Here is a 19,738-nt window from a genome sequence, read left to right as displayed (position 1 = left end):
TGAATCTTAATGATCAATTAAGATTAAAATAAGTAATTAAGCGTGTTTTTCGATTAGCTTATGGGCAATTACATCGCAAGCTTGATCGAGCATTTTATAAACCTTGTCGAATCCGTTGGCTAAGCCATAGTAAGGATCGGGAACATCTACATTTTCGCCTGGAAATAATTCGTTCAAAATGAGCTGTACTTTGTTTCTATGTTCTGGTGTTTTGGCAAGAAATACGACATCATTGTAATTGGAATTGTCCATGACATAAATGTAGTCGAAAGTATCAAAATCGCGAATTGCAAATTGTCGCCCTTTTTGAGATGAGATGTCTATGTTGTTTTTTTTGGCAGTAATAATCGAACGCTCGTCAGGCTGGCGGCCAACATGCCAAGAACCTGTTCCTGCAGAGTCTACCTTGAATTTATCTTTTGGGAGTTTGGATGCCAATATTCCTTCGGCTAATGGAGAACGGCAAATATTGCCTAGACAAACCATCAAAATCTTTACGGGCATAATGCGCTTATAACGTTAATTTTTTATTGATATCTTCGACAAATTTTTTGAATTGTTTGTCGGTGGCAACTAAATTATCAACGGTTTTGCACGCATGCAATACGGTGGCGTGATCGCGATCGCCTATTTGAGAACCGATGTTTGCCAAAGAAGCTTTCGTGAATTTCTTTGCGAAAAACATGGCTAATTGACGGGCTTGAACAATATGTCTTTTTCTGGTTTTGGATTGAAGTGTTTCTACATCCAGTTGAAAATAATCGGAGACAATTTTTTGAATGTAATCGATGGAAATTTCTCTTTTTACATTCTTGACGAATTTTTCGACAACGCTTTTGGCTAGTTCAAGCGTTACTTCTTTTTTATTGAAAGAGGATTGTGCGATCAGGGAAATGATGGCGCCTTCCAATTCTCTTACGTTCGATTTGATATTCCGGGCAACATATTCTATGATTTCTTCAGGAATTTCAACTCCGTCCCGATATAAAATATTTTTCAAGATAGAAATTCTGGTTTCGTAATCAGGTTGGTGTAGTTCCGCCGAAAGACCCCATTTGAAACGAGACAATAAACGTTGTTCAATGTCTTGCATATCTACAGGAGCTTTGTCTGAAGTCAAAATTACCTGTTTTCCGTTTTGGTGCAAATAGTTGAATATGTGGAAAAACACGTCCTGAGTTCCTGATTTTCCGGACAAAAATTGAACGTCGTCAATAATTAAAACGTCAATCAGTTGGTAGAAATGAATGAAATCATTCCTGTTGTTCTTCTTGACCGAATCAATATATTGTTGCGTGAAAATTTCTGCCGAAATATATAAAACCGTTTTTTCGGGATATTTGTCTTTGATTTCAACACCAATGGCGTGTGCCAAATGTGTTTTTCCTAAACCAACACCGCCAAAAATTAATAACGGATTAAAGGAAGTTCCGCCAGGTTTATTGGCCACGGCCATACCTGCTGAACGAGCCAGTCTGTTGGAATCTCCTTCCAAAAAATTGTCGAAACTGTAATTTGGATTCAACTGTGATTCGATTTTTAAATTTCGAATTCCAGGAATCACGAACGGATTTCTCAGTTCTGGATTAAGGTTTTTGTATGGTGCATCCACGTCTTGCGGTTTCATGGGTGCGCGATTGGCACTAGGCAATTGTTCCGTAAACGGTTGTTTATTGCCATAAGTGTTTTCCATTTTGATTTTATAGAGTAACTTTGCATTTTTACCGAGTTCTTTGGTTAATGCTACTTTCAATAATTTAACGTAGTGTTCTTCCAGCCATTCGTAGAAAAATTTACTTGGAACTTGAATATAAAGTGCGTTATCGGTAAGTTCAACTGATTTGATTGGTTCAAACCAAGTTTTGTAGGCTTGATCTTGAATGTTGTCTTTTATGAAAGACAGGCAGTTTTCCCATACTGATTGAGCAGTTTTGTTCATATATTTGGTTAAATTATTTTATTTGGGTAATCGATTATTTGATGAAAAAGGTGGTGGTTTTTTACCTTCTTTTCAGGGTAACAAATATGTGAATAAAAATCCCTAAAAAAAAATATTTCGCATGTAAATTTTATAAAAAAATATTGTATGAGGCTAAAATTTTTAATAAATAAATAATGAATTGTCATCAAGTTCAAATACGTGTTCGTTATTCAGAAACAGACCAAATGAGGGTCGTTTATCACGGAAATTATGCCCAGTATTTTGAAGTGGGAAGGGTTGAATGGCTTAGAAACAAAGGGATTTCGTATAGATGGATGGAAGAAAGCGGCATTATGCTTCCTGTGGTTTCCTTGACCATGAATTACAAAAAATCAGCTCGGTACGACGAACTTTTGACTTTAAAAACGATCTTGAAAAAACAGACGTCCGTCAGGATTGAATTTGACTACGAACTCTATAACGAGAAGGAAGAGTTATTAACAACTGGCAACTCGGTTTTGGTTTTTATGGACATGAAAACAGGAAGACCTATTGCTCCTCCTTTATATCTTTTAGAGCTTTTGAATAGAATGGAATAGAGTTGTCTATTCGTTGCGAAATAATGAAAAATAACTGTCTTTTTTGAGATTATTTCAGACCGGTTTTATTTCTATTTCAAACATGGAATTAAAGATGTCGAATATCATTTCGGCATTTTTTTTTCGGGTCACGATTTCGATTTCGCAACTCATTTCCATTTTTTGGTTCACTATTTCCACATTTTTATCCTTCACCACGCGCATCACTTTATTGATGTTCTTGTAATCGAATGATAACAGATAATGAATGTCGATTGTTTTTTCGATGATTTCGGATGTTTCGAGAGTCATTTGTGCTGCAGTTTTATAAGCAGCAATCAATCCACCAACGCCCAATTTGATGCCTCCAAAAATCCGGACAACAACAATCAATATGTTGGTAATTCCAAATGACTGGATTTGACCATAAATTGGGGCTCCGGCACTGTTGCTTGGTTCCCCATCATCATTTGCCCTGTACACTATTTTTTCGGCACCTATTTGATACGCATAACAATAATGAACGGCGTGAGGATGTTCTTTGCGCAAACTGTCGATAATGGGTTTTACTTGCTCTTCAGACTCAATGGGAAAAGCATAGCCAAAGAATTTGCTGCTCTTTTCTTTAAATAAAATTTCAGGTGAAGGGGAAGCAATAGTTTTGTAGGTGTCTTTCATTGCCATTTATCAAAGAGGCAGTTCTTTTCTTGAAAATAAATTCACGACGTCTTCCTGGCCCACTTGCAAATTCCAGACGTGAAGCCCCAACAGGAGTGCGGCATCGGTATTTTCTTTTTTGTCGTCAACGAATAAAGTGTGTTTTGCTGATAATTCGTGGTTGTCTATCAGGTAATTGTAAATTTCGGCATCGGGTTTTCTCATTCCCATTTCAAAGGAAAAATAGACTTTTTCAAAACATTGGTAAAAATCACTGTAAAAAGAAATGCCGTTTTCTTTTTCGAAAGTATCTATATGGATGGAATCGGTGTTGCTTAATAAAAACAGGCGGTATTTTTTTGAAAGTTTTTGCAGAAATTCCAATCGTTGCAAAGGGAAATCCAGAAGAATGGCATTCCAAGCCTCCAAAATTTGGTCAATGGAAGCATTTGGTATTTGTCTTTGAAAGCCCAAAAGGAAATCTTCTCTTGAGATTTGACCTTTTTCAAATTGTATGTTTAATCGATCCAATTCCTCATTCCATTCCTTTAATCCTAATTTTTTCAGGGCGTCAATAGTGGCTTGTTTATCTAAATTGATAAAAATGTCTCCAAAATCAAAAATGATGGTATTAATCATGGTTTCTAGATATTATGAGTGTGTCGTTTCCAACAGCATATTTTGTACTATTTTTTAAAGCTATAATTGGGGCTTTTGTTCCCTTTTCAAAGGAATTGTCTCCAATGAATATTCGTGCTTCATCCCAAAAGTTTCCGTCAATAAAAGTCTGCAAGGTTTCTCTGCCGCCTTCTATGATAATAGATTGGATTTGGTGTCGATATAAAACATCAATTATTTGTTGGCCTATGTTTTGTCCAAAATCAATTACTTCAAAGTTACTATTTTCTTTGTTAATTGAGGTGTTAGATTTCGAAAAAACAATGGTTTTGACTTGATTGTTGAAGATGTGGCTGTCTTTTGGAATCCGATTATTTTGATCCAAAACAATTCTGGCAGGATTTTTTCCTGTCCAATCCCTTACGTCCAACTTTGGATTGTCGTCAATAACGGTATTGGTTCCCACCAAAATGGCTTGTTCTTCGCTTCTCCATTTGTGCACTAATTGTCGTGAAAATTCATTGGTGATCCAGACTGGTTTTTGTTCTGATTTTGATAAAGGAGCAATAAAACCATCCTGGCTTTCCGCCCATTTCAAGATGATATAAGGTCTTTTCTTTTCGTGGAAAGTAAAAAAGCGTTTGTTCAGCTCGTTGCATTCGTTTTCGAGGACACCAACGGTGACGTTTATGCCAGCTTCCATTAATTTTTTGATACCGTTTCCAGCTACTTTTATGTTGGGGTCAACGGTTCCAATAACTACATTTGGAATGTTGTTTTCAATAATCAAATTGCAACAAGGAGGAGTTTTTCCGAAATGGCTGCAAGGTTCCAAACTCACGTAAATGGTTGATTTTTTCAACAGCGATTTGTCTTTTACGGAATTTATGGCATTGACTTCGGCGTGTGGTTCACCTGATTTTTTGTGCCAGCCTTCGCCTATGATTTTGCCGTCATGTACAATAACGCTCCCCACCATTGGATTGGGGTAAGTTGTTCCCAAGCCATTTTGGGCTAATTCAATGCAACGGCGGATGTATTTTTCATTGGTTTTCACAAATACAAAAGTAGTAATTTTTGAGTTTAGGATTTAGTTTTGAATCTTTGGATTAATGCAATAAACAATAACTATTTTTGTATCATTAAAACCAGCATTTCAAAAAAATGGAAAATTGGAGTATCAGAAAAATAGAAAAGAAAGACAATCAAGCGGTTGCCCAATTAATACGAACCGTTTTTGACGAATTGAATATCCCAAAAGTGGGTACTGCTTATGCCGATCCGTATTTGGATTTAATGTTTGAGGAATACAATAAGCCGAAATCGGTTTATTATGTGGTTGAAAACAATGGTAAAATTATTGGTGGAGCAGGAATGGCACCATTGGAAAAAGAAGCAGAAACCATCTGTGAATTGCAAAAAATGTATTTCTTGCCAGAAGCTCGTGGTTTGGGAATTGGAAGCCTAATGATGGAAAAATGTTTACAGGCAGCCAAGGATTTCGGTTTCGAAAAATGTTATCTCGAAACGATGCCTTTTATGCACGATGCCCAGAAGCTCTACAAGAAAGTGGGTTTTGACTACATTTGTTCGCCAATGGGAAGTACGGGTCACGTTTCTTGCCCGGTGTGGATGTTGAAGGAATTAATTTAACTTATGAGTACGAAAATAAAAGATTACAGAATCCAATTCATTCAAGAACTTTCGGCAATTTACGATGCTGGCGAAGCGGAGAGTTTTTTCTATTTGATTTTGGAAGAGAAAAAACAATTGAAGAGAATTGATTTGGCCTTGAATTCTGATTTGACTTTTTCCAATGAAGAAATTCAAGTTTGGAATTCTATTTTGGAGGAATTAAAACAAGAAATACCTATCCAATACTTGTTGGGGAAAACCAGTTTTTATGGTTTGGAATTTGAAGTCAATGAAAACGTGTTGATTCCAAGACCGGAAACGGAGGAATTGGTCGAATGGATTATTGGAGATTACTTCGTTCCTCGCAATGACAAGAAGGTTAAAATTCTGGATATTGGAACAGGAAGTGGCTGCATCGCCATTGCTTTGGCAAAAAATATCCTTAACGCCCAAGTTTTTGCGATTGATGTTTCCGAAAAAGCATTGGCCACAGCCCAAAAAAACGCCAAAATCAATGCAGTGAATGTTACTTTTATTGAAAAAAACATTCTTGAAACCGAAGATTTGGGACAGCAATTCGACATCATTGTTTCGAATCCCCCTTATGTTCGAGAATTGGAAAAACAGGAAATCAAGAAAAATGTTTTGGACAACGAACCGCATTTGGCACTATTTGTCGAAGATAATGATGCACTTGTTTTTTATAGAAAAATTGCCGAATTGGCCCAAAAAAACTTGTCTCCAAATGGACAATTATTCTTCGAAATCAATCAATATCTTGGTAAAGAAATGATGGAGTTGCTTGAAAAAATGGATTTCAAAAACATTGAATTACGTAAAGATATTTACGGTAATGACAGGATGATGAAAGGTGTGATTTGAGATATACGATATTTGATTTATCGTATATCAAATATCGAACATTGTAAATCTACTCGTATCGCAATGCTTCAATTGGGTCTAGTTTTGCGGCCTTGACGGCTGGATACAAACCAGAAACTAAGGCCACGACAAAACTGGTAATAAAAGCCGACATGATTGCACCCCAAGGAATTACAAAAGAGAAATCCATTGCTGTTGCCAAGGCATAACCAATCGAAATTCCGAAAATAATTCCTGCCAAACCACCGAGTTGACCAATAAGCAACGTTTCTATGAAAAATTGGAAAGCAATGGTTCTTTTTTTGGCTCCCAATGCTTTTCTAACGCCAATTTCTCGGGTGCGTTCCGTAACCGAAACAATCATGATGTTCATCAAGGCGATAGACGATCCGAGAACCGTGATGATGCCGATGATCCATGAAGCAATTCCCAAATATTGGGTAATACTGAGAATTCTGTTGATCAAATCGTCGCTTCTCACGACGGAAAAATTATTGTCTTGTACGGGATTCAATTTGCGAACTCTGCGCATCGTGTTGTTGGCGTCGTCAATGGCTTGATCCAGCATTTCTTTCTGGGCGACCATTACGCTTATCGTGTAATTTATATTGGGTGCGGTAAACAGGGAACGCGCCACTTGAACGGGGATTAATACCCTTAAATCCTGGCTGTTGCCAAAGGTGGAGCCTTTTTCTTTCAACACTCCAATAACTTTAAACTTGGCGCCACGAATCGAAATTATTTTGTCTATCGGGTTTACGTCCTTCAACAATCCTTTTTGAAAATCGGAACCTACAATGCAATTATATGTGTTGTTTTGGATGTCAAAACCAGTGAAATTCCTCCCTGAACTGGTTTCTAAACCCGAGTTGGTCATAAAATATTCGTCAACACCAACTATCGTGTTTTCTGGGTCGGTTTTCTGGGATTCGTATTTGATTTCAGCTGTTGAAGTGGCCGTAAAAGAAACCGAAGTTTCGGTAAAAGGATATTTGTATTTGTTTTTGAAAGCTACTACTTCAGGATAAGAAATAATGGGATTTATGATTTCTCTTTCTCCGCCGCCACGTCTTCGAGAGTTATTTTCGTATTGATTAATATTGAACGTATTGGCTCCCATCGAAGCAAAATCAGAGGACAATGTGTTTTCCAAAGCTGAAACTACAGTTAGGATTCCTACCAAGGCGGTAATTCCTATGGCAATAATCAACACGGTAAGAATGGTGCGCAACAATTGGGTTCTGATGGAACCTGTAGCAATTCGGACGTTTTCTCGAAATAGTTTAAACATAGTGCCTATTTGACACGAAATTACAATTTTTGTTACAAGTTTACTTTAGAAGATGGGATATTTATTTTAAAAACAAGATATTTGTACCCAATTTACGATTTGCGATTTACGATTTGGGATTTTGCCAAAAACATAAATAATTTCGTAAATCATAAATCAAATATTGTAAATAAAAAATGGCATCAAAACCAAGCATTCCAAAAGGGACAAGAGATTTTTCACCTGCCGAGGTGGCAAAACGTCAATATATCATCGCAACCATAAAAAGCAATTTCGAAAAATTTGGTTTCCAACCGATAGAAACTCCTTCGTTCGAAAACTCCGAAACCCTGATGGGAAAATACGGGGAAGAAGGCGATCGATTAATTTTCAAGATTTTGAATTCGGGTAAATATTTCAATGAAAATGTTTTAGTTACATTTAAAGATGAAGAAAAAAAACTTAAAAATTATTTTCAAAATCTTTATGATAAAACTAAAGAGGTAGGAAAAAACAAGATTTCGGCTAGTTTTCCTAAAGATATTCAAGATTTTCTTTCTGAAAATAACAATATAAGAGAGGCAATAGTATTTTATTTAGAAGGAGATCAAGAAGAATCCGATTTAGATGCTTTAGAAAATCAATTAAATAAGTTCTTAAATGTTCATTTAACAGAAAAGATATCTTCAAAATTAACTCCTATTATTTCCGAAAAAGCGTTGCGTTATGATTTGACCGTTCCTTTTGCAAGATACGTGGTACAACACCAAAGCGAAATTGAGTTTCCATTCAAAAGATACCAGATACAACCCGTTTGGCGTGCCGATCGTCCTCAAAAGGGGCGTTTCAGGGAGTTTTTCCAATGCGATGCCGATGTGGTGGGTTCGAAATCCTTGTGGCAAGAAGTAGAATTGGTGCAATTGTACGATTCGGTTTTTACACAATTGGGCTTGGAAGGCGTGACCATTAAAATCAACAACCGCAAAATCCTTTCGGGAATTGCCGAAGTTATTGGCGCCAAAGATAAATTAATCGATTTTACGGTGGCTTTGGACAAGCTTGATAAAATAGGCGAGGATGGTGTGAAAAAGGAAATGATTGAAAAAGGCATTGCAGAATCAGCAATAGAAAAAGTACAGCCTTTATTCAGTTTCACTGGAACCATTTCGGAAAAAATAGAAAAACTTTCTGCTTTATTGGCGGAATCTGAAGAAGGATTGAAAGGGGTTGAAGAGTTGCGATTTATTTGTGACAACGTGACCAACCTTGGTTTGAATAAAGCAGTTTTAGATTTAGATGTGACTTTGGCTCGCGGATTGAATTACTATACAGGAGCTATTTTTGAAGTTGCTGCACCAAAAACCGTTTCGATGGGTTCTATCGGAGGTGGCGGAAGATATGATGATTTGACTGGAATTTTCGGTTTGAAAGATATGAGCGGAGTAGGGATTTCTTTTGGTCTAGACCGAATTTATCTGGTTATCGAAGAATTGAATTTATTCCCAGAAACAGTGACTTCTACATCAAAAGCCTTGTTTATCAATTATGGAGAAAAAGAAGCTTTTTATTCGATGAAAGCCATCACTCAATTGAGAAGTTTTGGAGTAAAAGTAGAATTGTATCCTGATAATGTAAAGGTGGGAAAACAGTTTCAACATGCAGACAAACGCGGAATTCCTTATGCTGTTATCGTTGGTGAATCTGAAATGAATGAAGGGAAATTTGCTTTGAAGAATTTAGTTTCCGGCGAACAGGTTTTACTTGATTTTGATGGTTTGAAAAAGGCTTTGTTGTAAGCTTCAATTTTATATAAACGAAAAAACGTCTCGATTTCTCGGGACGTTTCTTGTTTGTAAAATATGGTAATCTGCTAAAAATAGTTAATTAATTTTACAAAAATGAGTTTTAAGATTTCAGTATTAATCAAGTTAATTCACGATTATTTTTTTGCTGCTTTCGCCTTTTGAAGTTTTTGTTTTTACGATATATATTCCAGATGGCAAGTTTTTTATTGGAATCTGGATATTGGTTTGTTCCTTGTCTTTAACATCAAAATCTGAAATGAACTGGCCTAGCATATTGTAAAGAGAAACTGCGTTTACCGTTGAGTCAGGAATGTTGTTCTTGATGATCAAAATTTTGTAATTGTTGGAGAACAAGACTATAATTCCATCATTTGAATCGTTTTCAGCAACGTCGAGCGTGGTTGTAGCCGCTAAACTTTCAAATGTCAACGAGAAACGATTGTCGTAGTTTCCTGTTGCAAGAGCTGTTTTAAAAGAGTTGTTTTTAAGGTCGTGATAAATTCCTTTTTCGGCATCGTGTAAATAAATTTGGGTGCTGGAAGGAACGTTTTCTGTTTCGTCAATTTTTATGGTTACCTCGCCTTCATTTGCAACGACCAAGCCTAAAGGAATTATTCGGCTAGTATTGAAATCAGGTACCCCTTGAATCACGAATTGACTGTCGTTGATTTTCCAGAACATGTCATTTTCATTGGTGTCAAACATAGGAGCATCGTAGCCTAAGTCAAAGAGATCGGTTGTGTTAGTATCGACACCAACCAATAGTTGTCGATGCGCTTCAACAGAGGAGTCGAAGCCCAATCTAATTTTTGGTTTTGTGGCGTTTGTTGTTTTGGTACTTGCCCTTGTTTTCATAAAAACTGATGTTGGAGTGCTTTCTCGCATAAATACGCGTTGGCTGTTTTTGAAATTCAGGGTTCCTCCACTAACTGTTGTTTGGGTTCCTGACAGGGCAGGATCCAAGTAAGCATCCACAAAAAATCCTTGTCCCACAGGAATGTATCGCTGCGGTACTTTTGAACCAGTTCCAGTAGATGTTAAAGTAGAGGTTGCGATGCCTTTTACTCCTCCAATTAAGGTGTAAGTGGCATAAGCACCTTCATATTCAGCAAGGTTATGATTGTTGGATAGTCCGAAATGATCCCAGAAATAAAGGGCACCATTGAAAACATTGACGCCAGCTCTGCCGGCCAAATTATCCAAAATAAATTCATCGGCATCGAGGGCGGATGGATATGGGTTTCCTACTAAATAGGTTTGGTCATAAGGCAATGGTAGCGCAATATCTCCGTTATTGGGTTTTCCGACAAAAACATAGTTTTGCAATGCATCAATTGCCGCAATTCCACCAGTTCCTTTCATGGTAAAACCTTCCCCCGTTTTTAAAAGACCAGTGTTTCCAATATAGTTCCATTGGTAATAATCTTGCCATTCGGTATTCGATTCAAGTGTTTTAGAATTGTAGGACCATATCCAACGGTTGCTTGTCAGGATAGGATTTGACAAAGTTCCATCGGCAAAAAAGGCTCCATCTCCAAAAGTTATATTTTTGGGTGTCGAAGAAATTGTTCCGTCTCTCAAAACACTTGCTGGCGAGTAGGTCGTATTGTTGATTATTCCTTGAATGTTGCTTACAGGCGAGGACCAATAATTATAATTGAAACTATTTTTTTTCCCTTGTTGGTCACGTTCAATGTATCCTGAACTGGTTACATCCAAAGTGCTTTCGATGAATTGGGTTGGTAAATATCTTTTTTGCAACAATTGTGATTCTCCCACTAGATCAATTGTCCCGTTCAATTTTAGATAATGGGTAATCCATAGACTTTGACCATCATTGTTTTCGATAGGAGCGGTAGCAACAGGGTCTGCAATGGTTAATTTCCCCGCAGTTGAAATTAAGCCTAAAACGGTAATGTCTTTGTTTCCTGAATTGATGTTGTGAGCTGTTTGTACAATATTCCAGTCTATCGGAGTCCCATTGTAACCAATGCTGTTTGGATAATCCCAGACAGAATCGCCATATTTCCATGGAGTTGTTCCAGTGCCTCTATCTGTCCAATTACCATCCCTAATTGAGGTATAAGGCAAAGGAGCGGTTTCTTCTTGTGAACTAGTGATGTTTCTTAATTTGCCATCAACTCCTTTTCCTCCAAAAGGGTTAAGATAACCACAAGCTATTTGGTTCATGCGATAATAGCCTAATAAATTGGCCCAAAGTAGAGGTTGGTCATCAATTCCATCTTTATTGGCATCAGGACCTTTAACGTCAAGGGGTATTATTTCTCCTCTGACGGCAGTACTGTTATTGATAATTTGTTGGTTCATCATTTGACGGATATGGTCAGGAGTCAAGCCTGTATTCCAGATTCGTAATTCATCCAACCAACCTGAAAAATAATTTACGGGTCTGTTTGGAGCGCTACCTGTTTGATCCATGGCACCAGCGATACAGTCAGAAGTGTTAACTATAGGTGCAGAACCAGCAGCATTTACTACTTCAATTCCGTCCACATATAATCTATAAATTCCGCTATTTCGGGTAACGGCAACGTGGTACCATCTACTGGTTGTCAATGGGAAGGGAGAAACTATTTGGCTGCCACTATTCCAATTAAAAGACAATGTGGTACCGGTTAGTCTCAAATCGTAACCATTGATAAGATTATTTGCATTTCGTTTGGAAAGGATTGTTTGTATGTTGCTTAATGGGTTTGCAGGTTGTGGATTTGGTTTTACCCAAACTTCGATACTAAAATCAGTAACCAAGCCGTAATTGTTTTTAAAAGTTACATAATCATTGGTGCCGTCAAAATCGACAACATTACAGTTAGTCAATGTTACTTGAACATCACTATAACAACCCGAAACGTCTAGTTTCCATCTCAAAATATAAACTCCTGCATCTCCTGAAAATGTAGAGGTTGGACTGGATATCTCCGAAAAACTATAGGTTCCACAGGTATTTGTTGTTGAAAAAACAGACCATTTTCCTGTTTCGCCCGTGCCTGGATCATCGCTAAAAGTATTTAGGGCCAATGGGTAAGCACCGTTGGCCTTGTTCAAGTCCGCTGATTTTGTGTTGTCGTATGCATTGAGCTGAACTGTTCTTTCTCCACATTCAGCATTGGTATATGCAATTGCTTGGCCAGCGTAGGCATAATTAACTTTTACAGTTGCAATTGCTGTTCCATCTGGATCATAGGCCCTGCATCCATTAATCAAGGATGTTGCACCATATTGGTGAACACCGGGTGCAGAAGGAGTAAAAGTGTATGCAGCTGCCAATTGATCTCTTATGATGTACTCTCCGGGTGTTCCAAGGCCATCAGTCCATTCTATGATATCGGTATAAGGTCTAACCGGAATGGTGATGTTGTCAATTGCCCAAGTACTTTCATCGGTTGTTCCAAAAAAGGTCCACTTGACCCTGACGTTGGTGTTTCCAATATATTCAGAGATGTCAAAAGAGGAGTTGTCGTTTTGAAAATTAAAATAAGTGGTGGTGGAATTATTGGATTTTGGTGCTTGGTATGGATAGGGAACGGGAGCCCAAGATTTAGCCTGAGGACTAGTTCCCATTAAATTTTGTAATACCACGGTATAGGTTAATCCACCGTCTAACGACAATTCCAGCTTGGCATAATCACCAGCGTGAAGGTTATAGGCTTGGTCAAATTGAACTGCGGCAGTTTTTAATCCTACAAGGCTAAAAATTGGTGTTTCCAAAGTTGTTGGGCCTACTCCAAAATCAGCAATGTAAGCTGCACTATTGAAATTACCATGGGCTATTCCAAATTTCAAATCATTGGAATTGTATTCGATTTTGTACAATGTTCCAACGGGATGATTGTTGGTTCCAGACCAATTATTGAATTTGGTGTTGTTTCCTGCTGCGGTCCATTGAGCACCTGCGACTTCTCCGTCTATTTTCCATTGGGTAGGATCCCATTTGTCTGGAAATTGTCCACTGTTGAAATCTCCTCCATCTCCAACATCAACAGTAGAAGTATATCCACTACGTGCCACTAAAGTAACGCTGTTGTTTAGACATATATTGAAACTATTTTGGTCTAATATAGGAGGAACATCTGGAGGAATGGCGTGTACATTTACAATATTGGAATATCTCGTACAGTTTCCTACCTGAATTAGCACCCTGAACAAAGTAGATTTAGTGTTGCTGAAATTAAAGACGATATCATAAAAATTATTGGTATTGGCAATAATACTCCATGCTGTATCTCCAGCTTCAAATTTTTCCCAACGGACAATTGAGCCTATTTGATTCGATAAATTTATTCTTATTGGGTTTTCTTCATCAGGGCAAGAAGTGATGGCAATGTTGTCACTTGGAGTCATTGAAGGAACTATGGTAGAAATAAATCCTGCCAAATTACCTCCAGAAATTGGAGGTGCAGTCAGTACTATATTTTGTGTTTGTGTTGTTATGTTTCCGTTACTATCATTATAAGTCCAAGTAACAGCTGTATTTCCTTGGGTCGTAATTGGCAATTGAGTTGTTGTGCCAGTGATTGTTCCTCGGCAATTATCAGTTGCCGTTGGAGGTGTTAAAGTATCTATTTGGCAACCTGAAATATTTAATGTTGGCAAACTTGCCAGATTTGCTACTGGCGCAATTGTGTCATCAATGGTTACATTTTGGGTTCTTGTGGTAACATTGCCATTGCCATCATTGAAAACCCAAGTGACAACATATGTTCCTTCAGTATAATAGGTTATTGCATCATTTGTTGTTCCGGTAACTGTTCCGGCACAGTTGTCTGAGGCTGTTGGGGCGGTTAATGTAATAGAACATTGTGCTGTTACATTTGACAAGGTTACTGTTGGTGCTATATTGTCGATAACCGTAACCGTAAATGAACAAGTGGTAAAGTTGCCGGCTGCATCTTCTACTCGGTATGTTGCGGTAGTGATTCCTAAATTAAATACTTTGGTTCCTAAATTGTTTATTCCAGTTGTCGCTGAACTGGCAATAGTTGCACCGGTTAATGTCCAGGTCAATTTTGTTACGGAACAGTTGTCGGCCGTGGTTGGAGTTGGTGTAACCACACTGGCAGTACAAGAAGCACTTGTATTTGCAGTTATATTTGTTGGACAAGTAATTGTTGGATTGATATTGTCGGTTACGTTTACGGTTTGGTTTGCCGTTGCGGTTCTTCCGGATCCATCAGTCACTGTCCAAATTACTATCGTGCTTCCCAACGGATAGGTTGTCGATGGATGGTTGTTTGTTACGCTTGCCACGGAACAATTATCGGCGGTGGTTGGAGTTCCGAGAGTGACTCCGGTTGCAGTGCAAGCCGTGTTGGTGGTTGCGTTTACAGCTGCGGGTGCTGTTATTGTCGGATTAATATTGTCTGTAACGGTCACGGTTTGGTTTGCCGTGGCTGTTCTTCCAGATCCATCGGTCACTGTCCAAGTCACGGTTGTGATTCCTAATGGGAAGGCGGCAGGAGCATTGTTTGTTACACTTGTTACTGAACAATTGTCATTAGTTGTTGGCGTTCCCAAAACCACGTTAGTTGAGGTGCATCCAGTATTGGTTGTGCCTGTTGTGGCTGAAGGAGCAGTGATTGTTGGATTGATATTGTCAGTTATAGTTACAGTGTATGAACAACTAATACTGTTGTTTGCCGCATCAGATACTGTGTATGTAATAGTAGTAGCTCCTAAGTTGAATACCTGTGTTCCTAAATTATTGATTCCTGTGGCTGCAGAATTGGCAACTGTAGCTCCAGTCAAAGCCCAAGTCAATTTTGTTACAGAACAATTGTCTGCAGTGGTCGGATTTGTTGTAGTTATGCTTGCTGTACAAGTTCCCACCCCAACATTTTGAGAAATATTTGCCGGACAAGTAATTGTTGGATTGATATTGTCTGTAACCGTTATTGTGAAAGAACAAGTTGCGGTGTTGTTTGCGGCATCTGTTATAGTATAAGTAGCGGTTGTGATTCCCAAGTTGAATGCTCTTGTGCCAATATTGTTAATGCCTGTGGCTGCTGAACTGGCAACAGTAGCTCCAGTCAAAGCCCAAGTCAATTTTGTTATGGAACAATTGTCTGCCGTTGTTGGATTTGTTGTAGTTATGCTTGCTGTACAAGTTCCCGTCCCAACATTTTGAGAAATATTTGCTGGACAACTTATTGTGGGATTTACATTATCGGTTACGGTTACGGTTTGAGTGGCTGTGGCAGTTCTTCCAGATCCATCGGTCACTGTCCAGGTCACGGTTGTGTTTCCTAATGGAAAGGCAACAGGAGCATTATTGGTTACCGAAGTCACGGAACAATTATCCGCAGTGATTGGTGTGCCTAAAACCACGTTGGTTGAGGTGCATCCAATATTGGTTGTGCCTGTAGTGGCTGAAGGTGCAGTAATTGTTGGATTGATGTTGTCGGTTACGATCACGGTTTGGGTTGCAGTGGCAGTTCTTCCAGATCCATCGATTATTGTCCAGGTCACGGTTGTGTTTCCTAATGGGAAGGCGGCAGGAGCATTGTTGGTTACGCTTGCCACGGAACAATTATCTCCAGTTGTTGGTGTTCCAAGAGCGACTCCAGTTGCGGTGCAAGCCGTGTTGGTAGTTGTGTTTACAGTTGCCGGAGCGGTAATTGTCGGTAGAATATTGTCGGTCACGGTTACGGTTTGGTTTGCCGTTGTGAAATTTCCGGCAGCATCGGTTACCGTCCAAGTCACGGTTGTGATTCCTAATGGGAAGGCTGCGGGGGCATTGTTTGTCACGCTTGCCACGGAACAATTATCGGCGGTGGTTGGAGTTCCGAGAGTGACTCCGGTTGCAGTGCAAGCCGTGTTGGTGGTTGCGTTTACAGCTGCGGGTGCTGTTATTGTCGGATTAATATTGTCTGTAACGGTCACGGTTTGGTTTGCCGTGGCTGTTCTTCCAGATCCATCGGTCACTGTCCAAGTCACGGTTGTGATTCCTAATGGAAAGGCAGCAGGAGCATTATTCGTTACCGAAGCTACGGAACAATTGTCATTAGTTGTTGGCGTTCCCAAAACCACATTTGTTGAGGTACATCCGACATTGGTTGTGCCTGTAGTGGCTGATGGAGCGGTTATTGTTGGAACAATATTGTCGGTCACGGTCACGGTTTGGTTTGCCGTTGCTGTATTTCCTGCTGCATCGGTTACTGTCCAAGTCACGGCTGTGTTTCCTAATGGGAAGGCGGTAGGAGCATTGTTTGTTACGCTTGCCACGGAACAATTGTCATTAGTTGTTGGTGTTCCCAAAACCACATTTGTTGAGGTACATCCGACATTGGTTGTGCCTGTAGTGGCTGATGGAGCAGTGATTGTTGGAAGAATATTGTCGGTCACGGTCACGGTTTGGTTTGTCGTTGCGGTATTTCCGGCAGCATCGGTTACTGTCCAAGTCACGGCTGTGTTTCCTAATGGGAAGGCGGTAGGAGCATTGTTTGTTACGCTTGCCACGGAACAATTATCTGCAGTGATTGGTGTGCCCAAAACCACGTTGGTTGAGGTGCATCCGACATTGGTTGTGCCTGTAGTGGCTGAAGGTGCAGTGATTGTTGGATTGATGTTGTCGGTTATGGTCACGGTTTGATTTGCCGTTGTGGAATTTCCGGCAGCATCGGTTACTGTCCAAGTCACGGTTGTGTTTCCTAAAGGGAAGGCGGAAGGAGCATTGTTGGTTACGTTTGCCACGGAACAATTGTCATTAGTTGTTGGTGTTCCAAGAGCTACTCCAGTTGCGGTGCAAGCCGTGTTGGTGGTCGAGGAAATGTTTGCCGGAGCGGTAATTGTCGGTAGAATATTGTCGGTTACGGTCACGGTTTGGTTTGCCGTTGCGGAATTTCCGGCAGCATCGGTTACCGTCCAGGTCACGGTTGTGTTTCCTAAAGGGAAGGTGGCAGGAGCATTGTTGGTTACGCTTGCCACGGAACAATTATCTCCAGTTGTTGGTGTTCCAAGAGCGACTCCAGTTGCGGTGCAAGCCGTGTTGGTGGTTGTATTTACAGTTGCCGGAGCGGTAATTGTCGGTAGAATATTGTCGGTCACGGTTACGGTTTGGTTTGCCGTTGTGAAATTTCCGGCAGCATCGGTTACTGTCCAAGTCACGGTTGTGTTTCCTAAAGGGAAGGCGGCAGGAGCATTGTTGGTTACGTTTGCCACGGAACAATTGTCGGCGGTGATTGGTGTTCCAATAGCTACTCCAGTTGCGGTGCAAGCCGTGTTGGTAGTTGTGTTTACAGTTGTCGGAGCGGTAATTGTTGGATTGATATTGTCGGTTACGGTTACTGTTTGGTTTGCCGTTGTGAAATTTCCGGCAGCATCGGTTACCGTCCAAGTCACGGTTGTGTTTCCTAATGGGAAGGCGGAAGGAGCATTGTTGGTTACGTTTGCCACGGAACAATTATCTCCAGTTGTTGGTGTTCCAAGAGCGACTCCAGTTGCGGTGCAAGCCGTGTTGGTAATTGTGTTTACAGTTGCTGGAGCGGTAATTGTTGGATTGATGTTGTCGGTTATGGTCACGGTTTGATTTGCCGTTGTGGAATTTCCGGCAGCATCGGTTACCGTCCAAGTCACGGTTGTGTTTCCCAATGGGAAGTCGGCAGGAGCATTGTTGGTTACGTTTGCCACGGAACAATTGTCATTAGTTGTTGGCGTTCCAAGAGCGACTCCAGTTGCGGTGCAAGCCGTGTTGGTGGTTGTGTTTACAGTTGCCGGAGCGGTAATTGTTGGATTGATGTTGTCGGTTACGGTCACGGTTTGATTTGCCGTTTCGGAATTTCCGGCAGCATCGGTTACTGTCCAAGTCACGGTTGTGTTTCCCAATGGGAAGGCGGCAGGAGCATTGTTGGTTACGTTTGCCACGGAACAATTATCTCCAGTTGTTGGTGTTCCGAGAGCCACTCCAGTTGCGGTGCAAGCCGTGTTGGTGGTCGAGGCAATGTTTGCAGGAGCGGTAATTGTCGGATTGATGTTGTCGGTTACGGTCACGGTTTGATTTGCCGTTGCGGAATTTCCGGCAGCATCGGTTACCGTCCAAGTCACGGTTGTGTTTCCCAAAGGGAAGGCGGCAGGAGCATTGTTTGTCACGCTTGCCACGGAACAATTGTCATTAGTTGTTGGTGTTCCAAGAGCGACTCCAGTTGTGGTGCAAGCCGTGTTGGTGGTTGTGGCAATGTTTGCAGGAGCCGTTATTGTTGGATTGGTAGTATCAACAACATTGAAAATTCTTGTTTCTACATTAGTTGCCAATGATGAAGTTGTAACTTCCAATGAAACTAAATGTTCCCCTGATAAACTAGGGGTAAATGAAGTTGATGTAGATACTGTTGCATCAATCAAGCTTCCTGAATTTATGGTTGTTGTTGATCCATTAGGGTCTCTAACTTTCCATTGGTAGGTCACATTGTTTTCTGTGCCATCATATCCTCCAGTTAAATTGATTAGGGTACAACCAGGAACAACTGAATTAGTAGCAGGGTTGGTTATTTTGGCATTTACGGATCCGCCAGCTGCAATAAGTTCTCCAAAGGAATAGGTATTAGATCCTGAACCAACACAAGTGGCATATTTGTTTGTGTCTATAAAAATTTCATCATTATTGGTGCAACTACCATTTATGGTTCCAGAAGGGCCAATTATTATAACGGCATCCGAAGCTGGTAAAATTAACCTCACTTTAGGTCCAGAGAATGTTAGGGCTCCTGTCGGGTTTATGGTAAGTAATTTTGTTGATAATGTCGTGATATGTTGATTGGATGTACCATTGCCCAAAACCAATGTGCCATTTACAATCAAGTCACCCATTGAAGTTGTTGATAAATCAGAAGGAATTGTAATTGTAGTATTGTTTGAAATAGTTACGGTGTAAGTTCCTGGGTTTTGACCTGGATAGGAAGAGGTGGAAGTCCACAAACTTCCATCCCAAGTTTCCCAAGATGAAGTGTTGTTCCAGATTGATGCTCCTATGTTCTTTGATTGGAAATCGCCAATATTTTGACTATAACCAAAAGAATAACTGAAAAATAATATAAATATAAAAAAGTAGTTTTTCTTCATAGTGTTTACATTTTAAAATTAAAAAATCTACTGTTTAGATTTTTTTGTGGTATTTTTTAATGTATACTTATTTCAAAATTAGGTATTTAAGAAAATATATTAACAAATTAAATTGTTATTCCGATTAACGGATTTGTTTAATCGATAAAATACTTTTTTTGATATAATATTTTTTTAATTTTTGTTTAAATCCAGTTTTTTGATTGTTTTTTACCCCAAAAAGAAGCTTTTTTGGGTAAAATAGGATTTGTATTTTTCTCTTGTTTGCTTTTTGATTTAAATTTGTAAAACACTTTAA

General features: G+C 39.5%; 11 protein-coding genes. 4 read left to right on the top strand and 7 right to left on the bottom strand.

Annotated elements, in window-relative coordinates; all coding sequences use genetic code 11:
• Window positions 1-36: 36 nt before the first annotated feature.
• Window positions 37-504, bottom strand: a complete 468-nt coding sequence (locus BUC16_RS10770; RefSeq protein WP_073370511.1) for a low molecular weight protein-tyrosine-phosphatase — start codon at window positions 502-504, stop codon at window positions 37-39.
• A gap of 7 nt (window positions 505-511) precedes the next feature.
• The gene (gene dnaA, locus BUC16_RS10765) at window positions 512-1,939 is read right to left on the bottom strand and encodes a chromosomal replication initiator protein DnaA (RefSeq protein WP_073370509.1); all 1,428 of its coding nucleotides are present in this window, start codon (window positions 1,937-1,939) and stop codon (window positions 512-514) included.
• Between the two features lie 176 nt (window positions 1,940-2,115).
• Between dnaA and BUC16_RS10760 the strand changes: the two genes are divergently transcribed.
• Complete coding sequence (locus BUC16_RS10760) at window positions 2,116-2,520, top strand: acyl-CoA thioesterase (RefSeq protein ID WP_073370507.1); 405 nt, start codon at window positions 2,116-2,118, stop codon at window positions 2,518-2,520.
• A 54-nt stretch (window positions 2,521-2,574) separates the two neighbouring features.
• On the opposite strand, the gene BUC16_RS10755 is transcribed toward BUC16_RS10760, so the two are convergent.
• The 3 genes from BUC16_RS10755 to ribD are packed head-to-tail and all read right to left on the bottom strand — an operon-like array spanning window position 2,575 to window position 4,831.
• On the bottom strand, window positions 2,575-3,183 hold the full coding sequence (locus tag BUC16_RS10755; protein WP_073370505.1) for an IMPACT family protein: 609 nt from the start codon (window positions 3,181-3,183) through the stop codon (window positions 2,575-2,577).
• 3 nt (window positions 3,184-3,186) lie between these two features.
• Window positions 3,187-3,795 carry an HAD family hydrolase gene (locus tag BUC16_RS10750; protein ID WP_073370504.1) on the bottom strand — a complete coding sequence of 203 codons (609 nt, stop codon included), beginning with the start codon at window positions 3,793-3,795 and terminating at the stop codon, window positions 3,187-3,189.
• A complete protein-coding gene (gene ribD / locus BUC16_RS10745) occupies window positions 3,788-4,831 on the bottom strand; it encodes a bifunctional diaminohydroxyphosphoribosylaminopyrimidine deaminase/5-amino-6-(5-phosphoribosylamino)uracil reductase RibD (RefSeq protein ID WP_073370502.1) in 1,044 nt (347 codons plus the stop codon). Before ribD ends, BUC16_RS10750 begins: the two co-directional genes overlap by 8 nt.
• 107 nt (window positions 4,832-4,938) lie before the next feature.
• Here ribD and BUC16_RS10740 point away from each other — a divergent pair, with 107 nt between their 5' ends.
• Both BUC16_RS10740 and prmC read left to right on the top strand, forming a co-directional pair.
• Window positions 4,939-5,427, top strand: coding sequence for a GNAT family N-acetyltransferase (locus BUC16_RS10740; RefSeq protein WP_073370501.1), 489 nt, complete (start codon window positions 4,939-4,941; stop codon window positions 5,425-5,427).
• A gap of 3 nt (window positions 5,428-5,430) precedes the next feature.
• The gene (prmC, locus tag BUC16_RS10735; RefSeq protein WP_073370499.1) at window positions 5,431-6,291 is read left to right on the top strand and encodes a peptide chain release factor N(5)-glutamine methyltransferase; all 861 of its coding nucleotides are present in this window, start codon (window positions 5,431-5,433) and stop codon (window positions 6,289-6,291) included.
• A gap of 49 nt (window positions 6,292-6,340) precedes the next feature.
• On the opposite strand, the gene BUC16_RS10730 is transcribed toward prmC, so the two are convergent.
• The gene (locus BUC16_RS10730; protein WP_073370498.1) at window positions 6,341-7,582 is read right to left on the bottom strand and encodes an ABC transporter permease; all 1,242 of its coding nucleotides are present in this window, start codon (window positions 7,580-7,582) and stop codon (window positions 6,341-6,343) included.
• Window positions 7,583-7,758: 176 nt separating this feature from the next.
• Between BUC16_RS10730 and hisS the strand changes: the two genes are divergently transcribed.
• A complete protein-coding gene (hisS, locus tag BUC16_RS10720) occupies window positions 7,759-9,357 on the top strand; it encodes a histidine--tRNA ligase (RefSeq protein WP_141226137.1) in 1,599 nt (532 codons plus the stop codon).
• Between the two features lie 132 nt (window positions 9,358-9,489).
• Here the strand turns inward: hisS and BUC16_RS10715 are convergent, their stop codons facing one another.
• Window positions 9,490-19,440: a RemA C-terminal-like gliding motility protein gene (locus BUC16_RS10715; RefSeq protein ID WP_073370496.1), complete on the bottom strand. Its 9,951-nt coding sequence runs from the start codon at window positions 19,438-19,440 to the stop codon at window positions 9,490-9,492.
• Between the last annotated feature and the right edge of the window lie 298 nt (window positions 19,441-19,738).

The sequence above is a fragment of the Flavobacterium fluvii genome (genome assembly GCF_900129545.1).
In the GTDB taxonomy this organism is placed as follows: Bacteria; Bacteroidota; Bacteroidia; order Flavobacteriales; family Flavobacteriaceae; genus Flavobacterium; species Flavobacterium fluvii.
This window is presented reverse-complemented; position numbering and strand designations above follow the sequence as displayed.

What these genes read in the sequence shown, in the direction of transcription:
- BUC16_RS10760 (WP_073370507.1), top strand. Translation starts at nt 2,116, where the DNA reads ATGAATTGTCATCAAGTTCAAATACGTGTTCGTTATTCAGAAACAGAC.
- BUC16_RS10755 (WP_073370505.1), bottom strand. Translation starts at nt 3,183, where the DNA reads ATGGCAATGAAAGACACCTACAAAACTATTGCTTCCCCTTCACCTGAA.
- BUC16_RS10770 (WP_073370511.1), bottom strand. Translation starts at nt 504, where the DNA reads ATGCCCGTAAAGATTTTGATGGTTTGTCTAGGCAATATTTGCCGTTCT.
- BUC16_RS10730 (WP_073370498.1), bottom strand. Translation starts at nt 7,582, where the DNA reads ATGTTTAAACTATTTCGAGAAAACGTCCGAATTGCTACAGGTTCCATC.
- hisS (WP_141226137.1), top strand. Translation starts at nt 7,759, where the DNA reads ATGGCATCAAAACCAAGCATTCCAAAAGGGACAAGAGATTTTTCACCT.
- BUC16_RS10740 (WP_073370501.1), top strand. Translation starts at nt 4,939, where the DNA reads ATGGAAAATTGGAGTATCAGAAAAATAGAAAAGAAAGACAATCAAGCG.
- dnaA (WP_073370509.1), bottom strand. Translation starts at nt 1,939, where the DNA reads ATGAACAAAACTGCTCAATCAGTATGGGAAAACTGCCTGTCTTTCATA.
- prmC (WP_073370499.1), top strand. Translation starts at nt 5,431, where the DNA reads ATGAGTACGAAAATAAAAGATTACAGAATCCAATTCATTCAAGAACTT.
- BUC16_RS10750 (WP_073370504.1), bottom strand. Translation starts at nt 3,795, where the DNA reads ATGATTAATACCATCATTTTTGATTTTGGAGACATTTTTATCAATTTA.
- BUC16_RS10715 (WP_073370496.1), bottom strand. Translation starts at nt 19,440, where the DNA reads ATGAAGAAAAACTACTTTTTTATATTTATATTATTTTTCAGTTATTCT.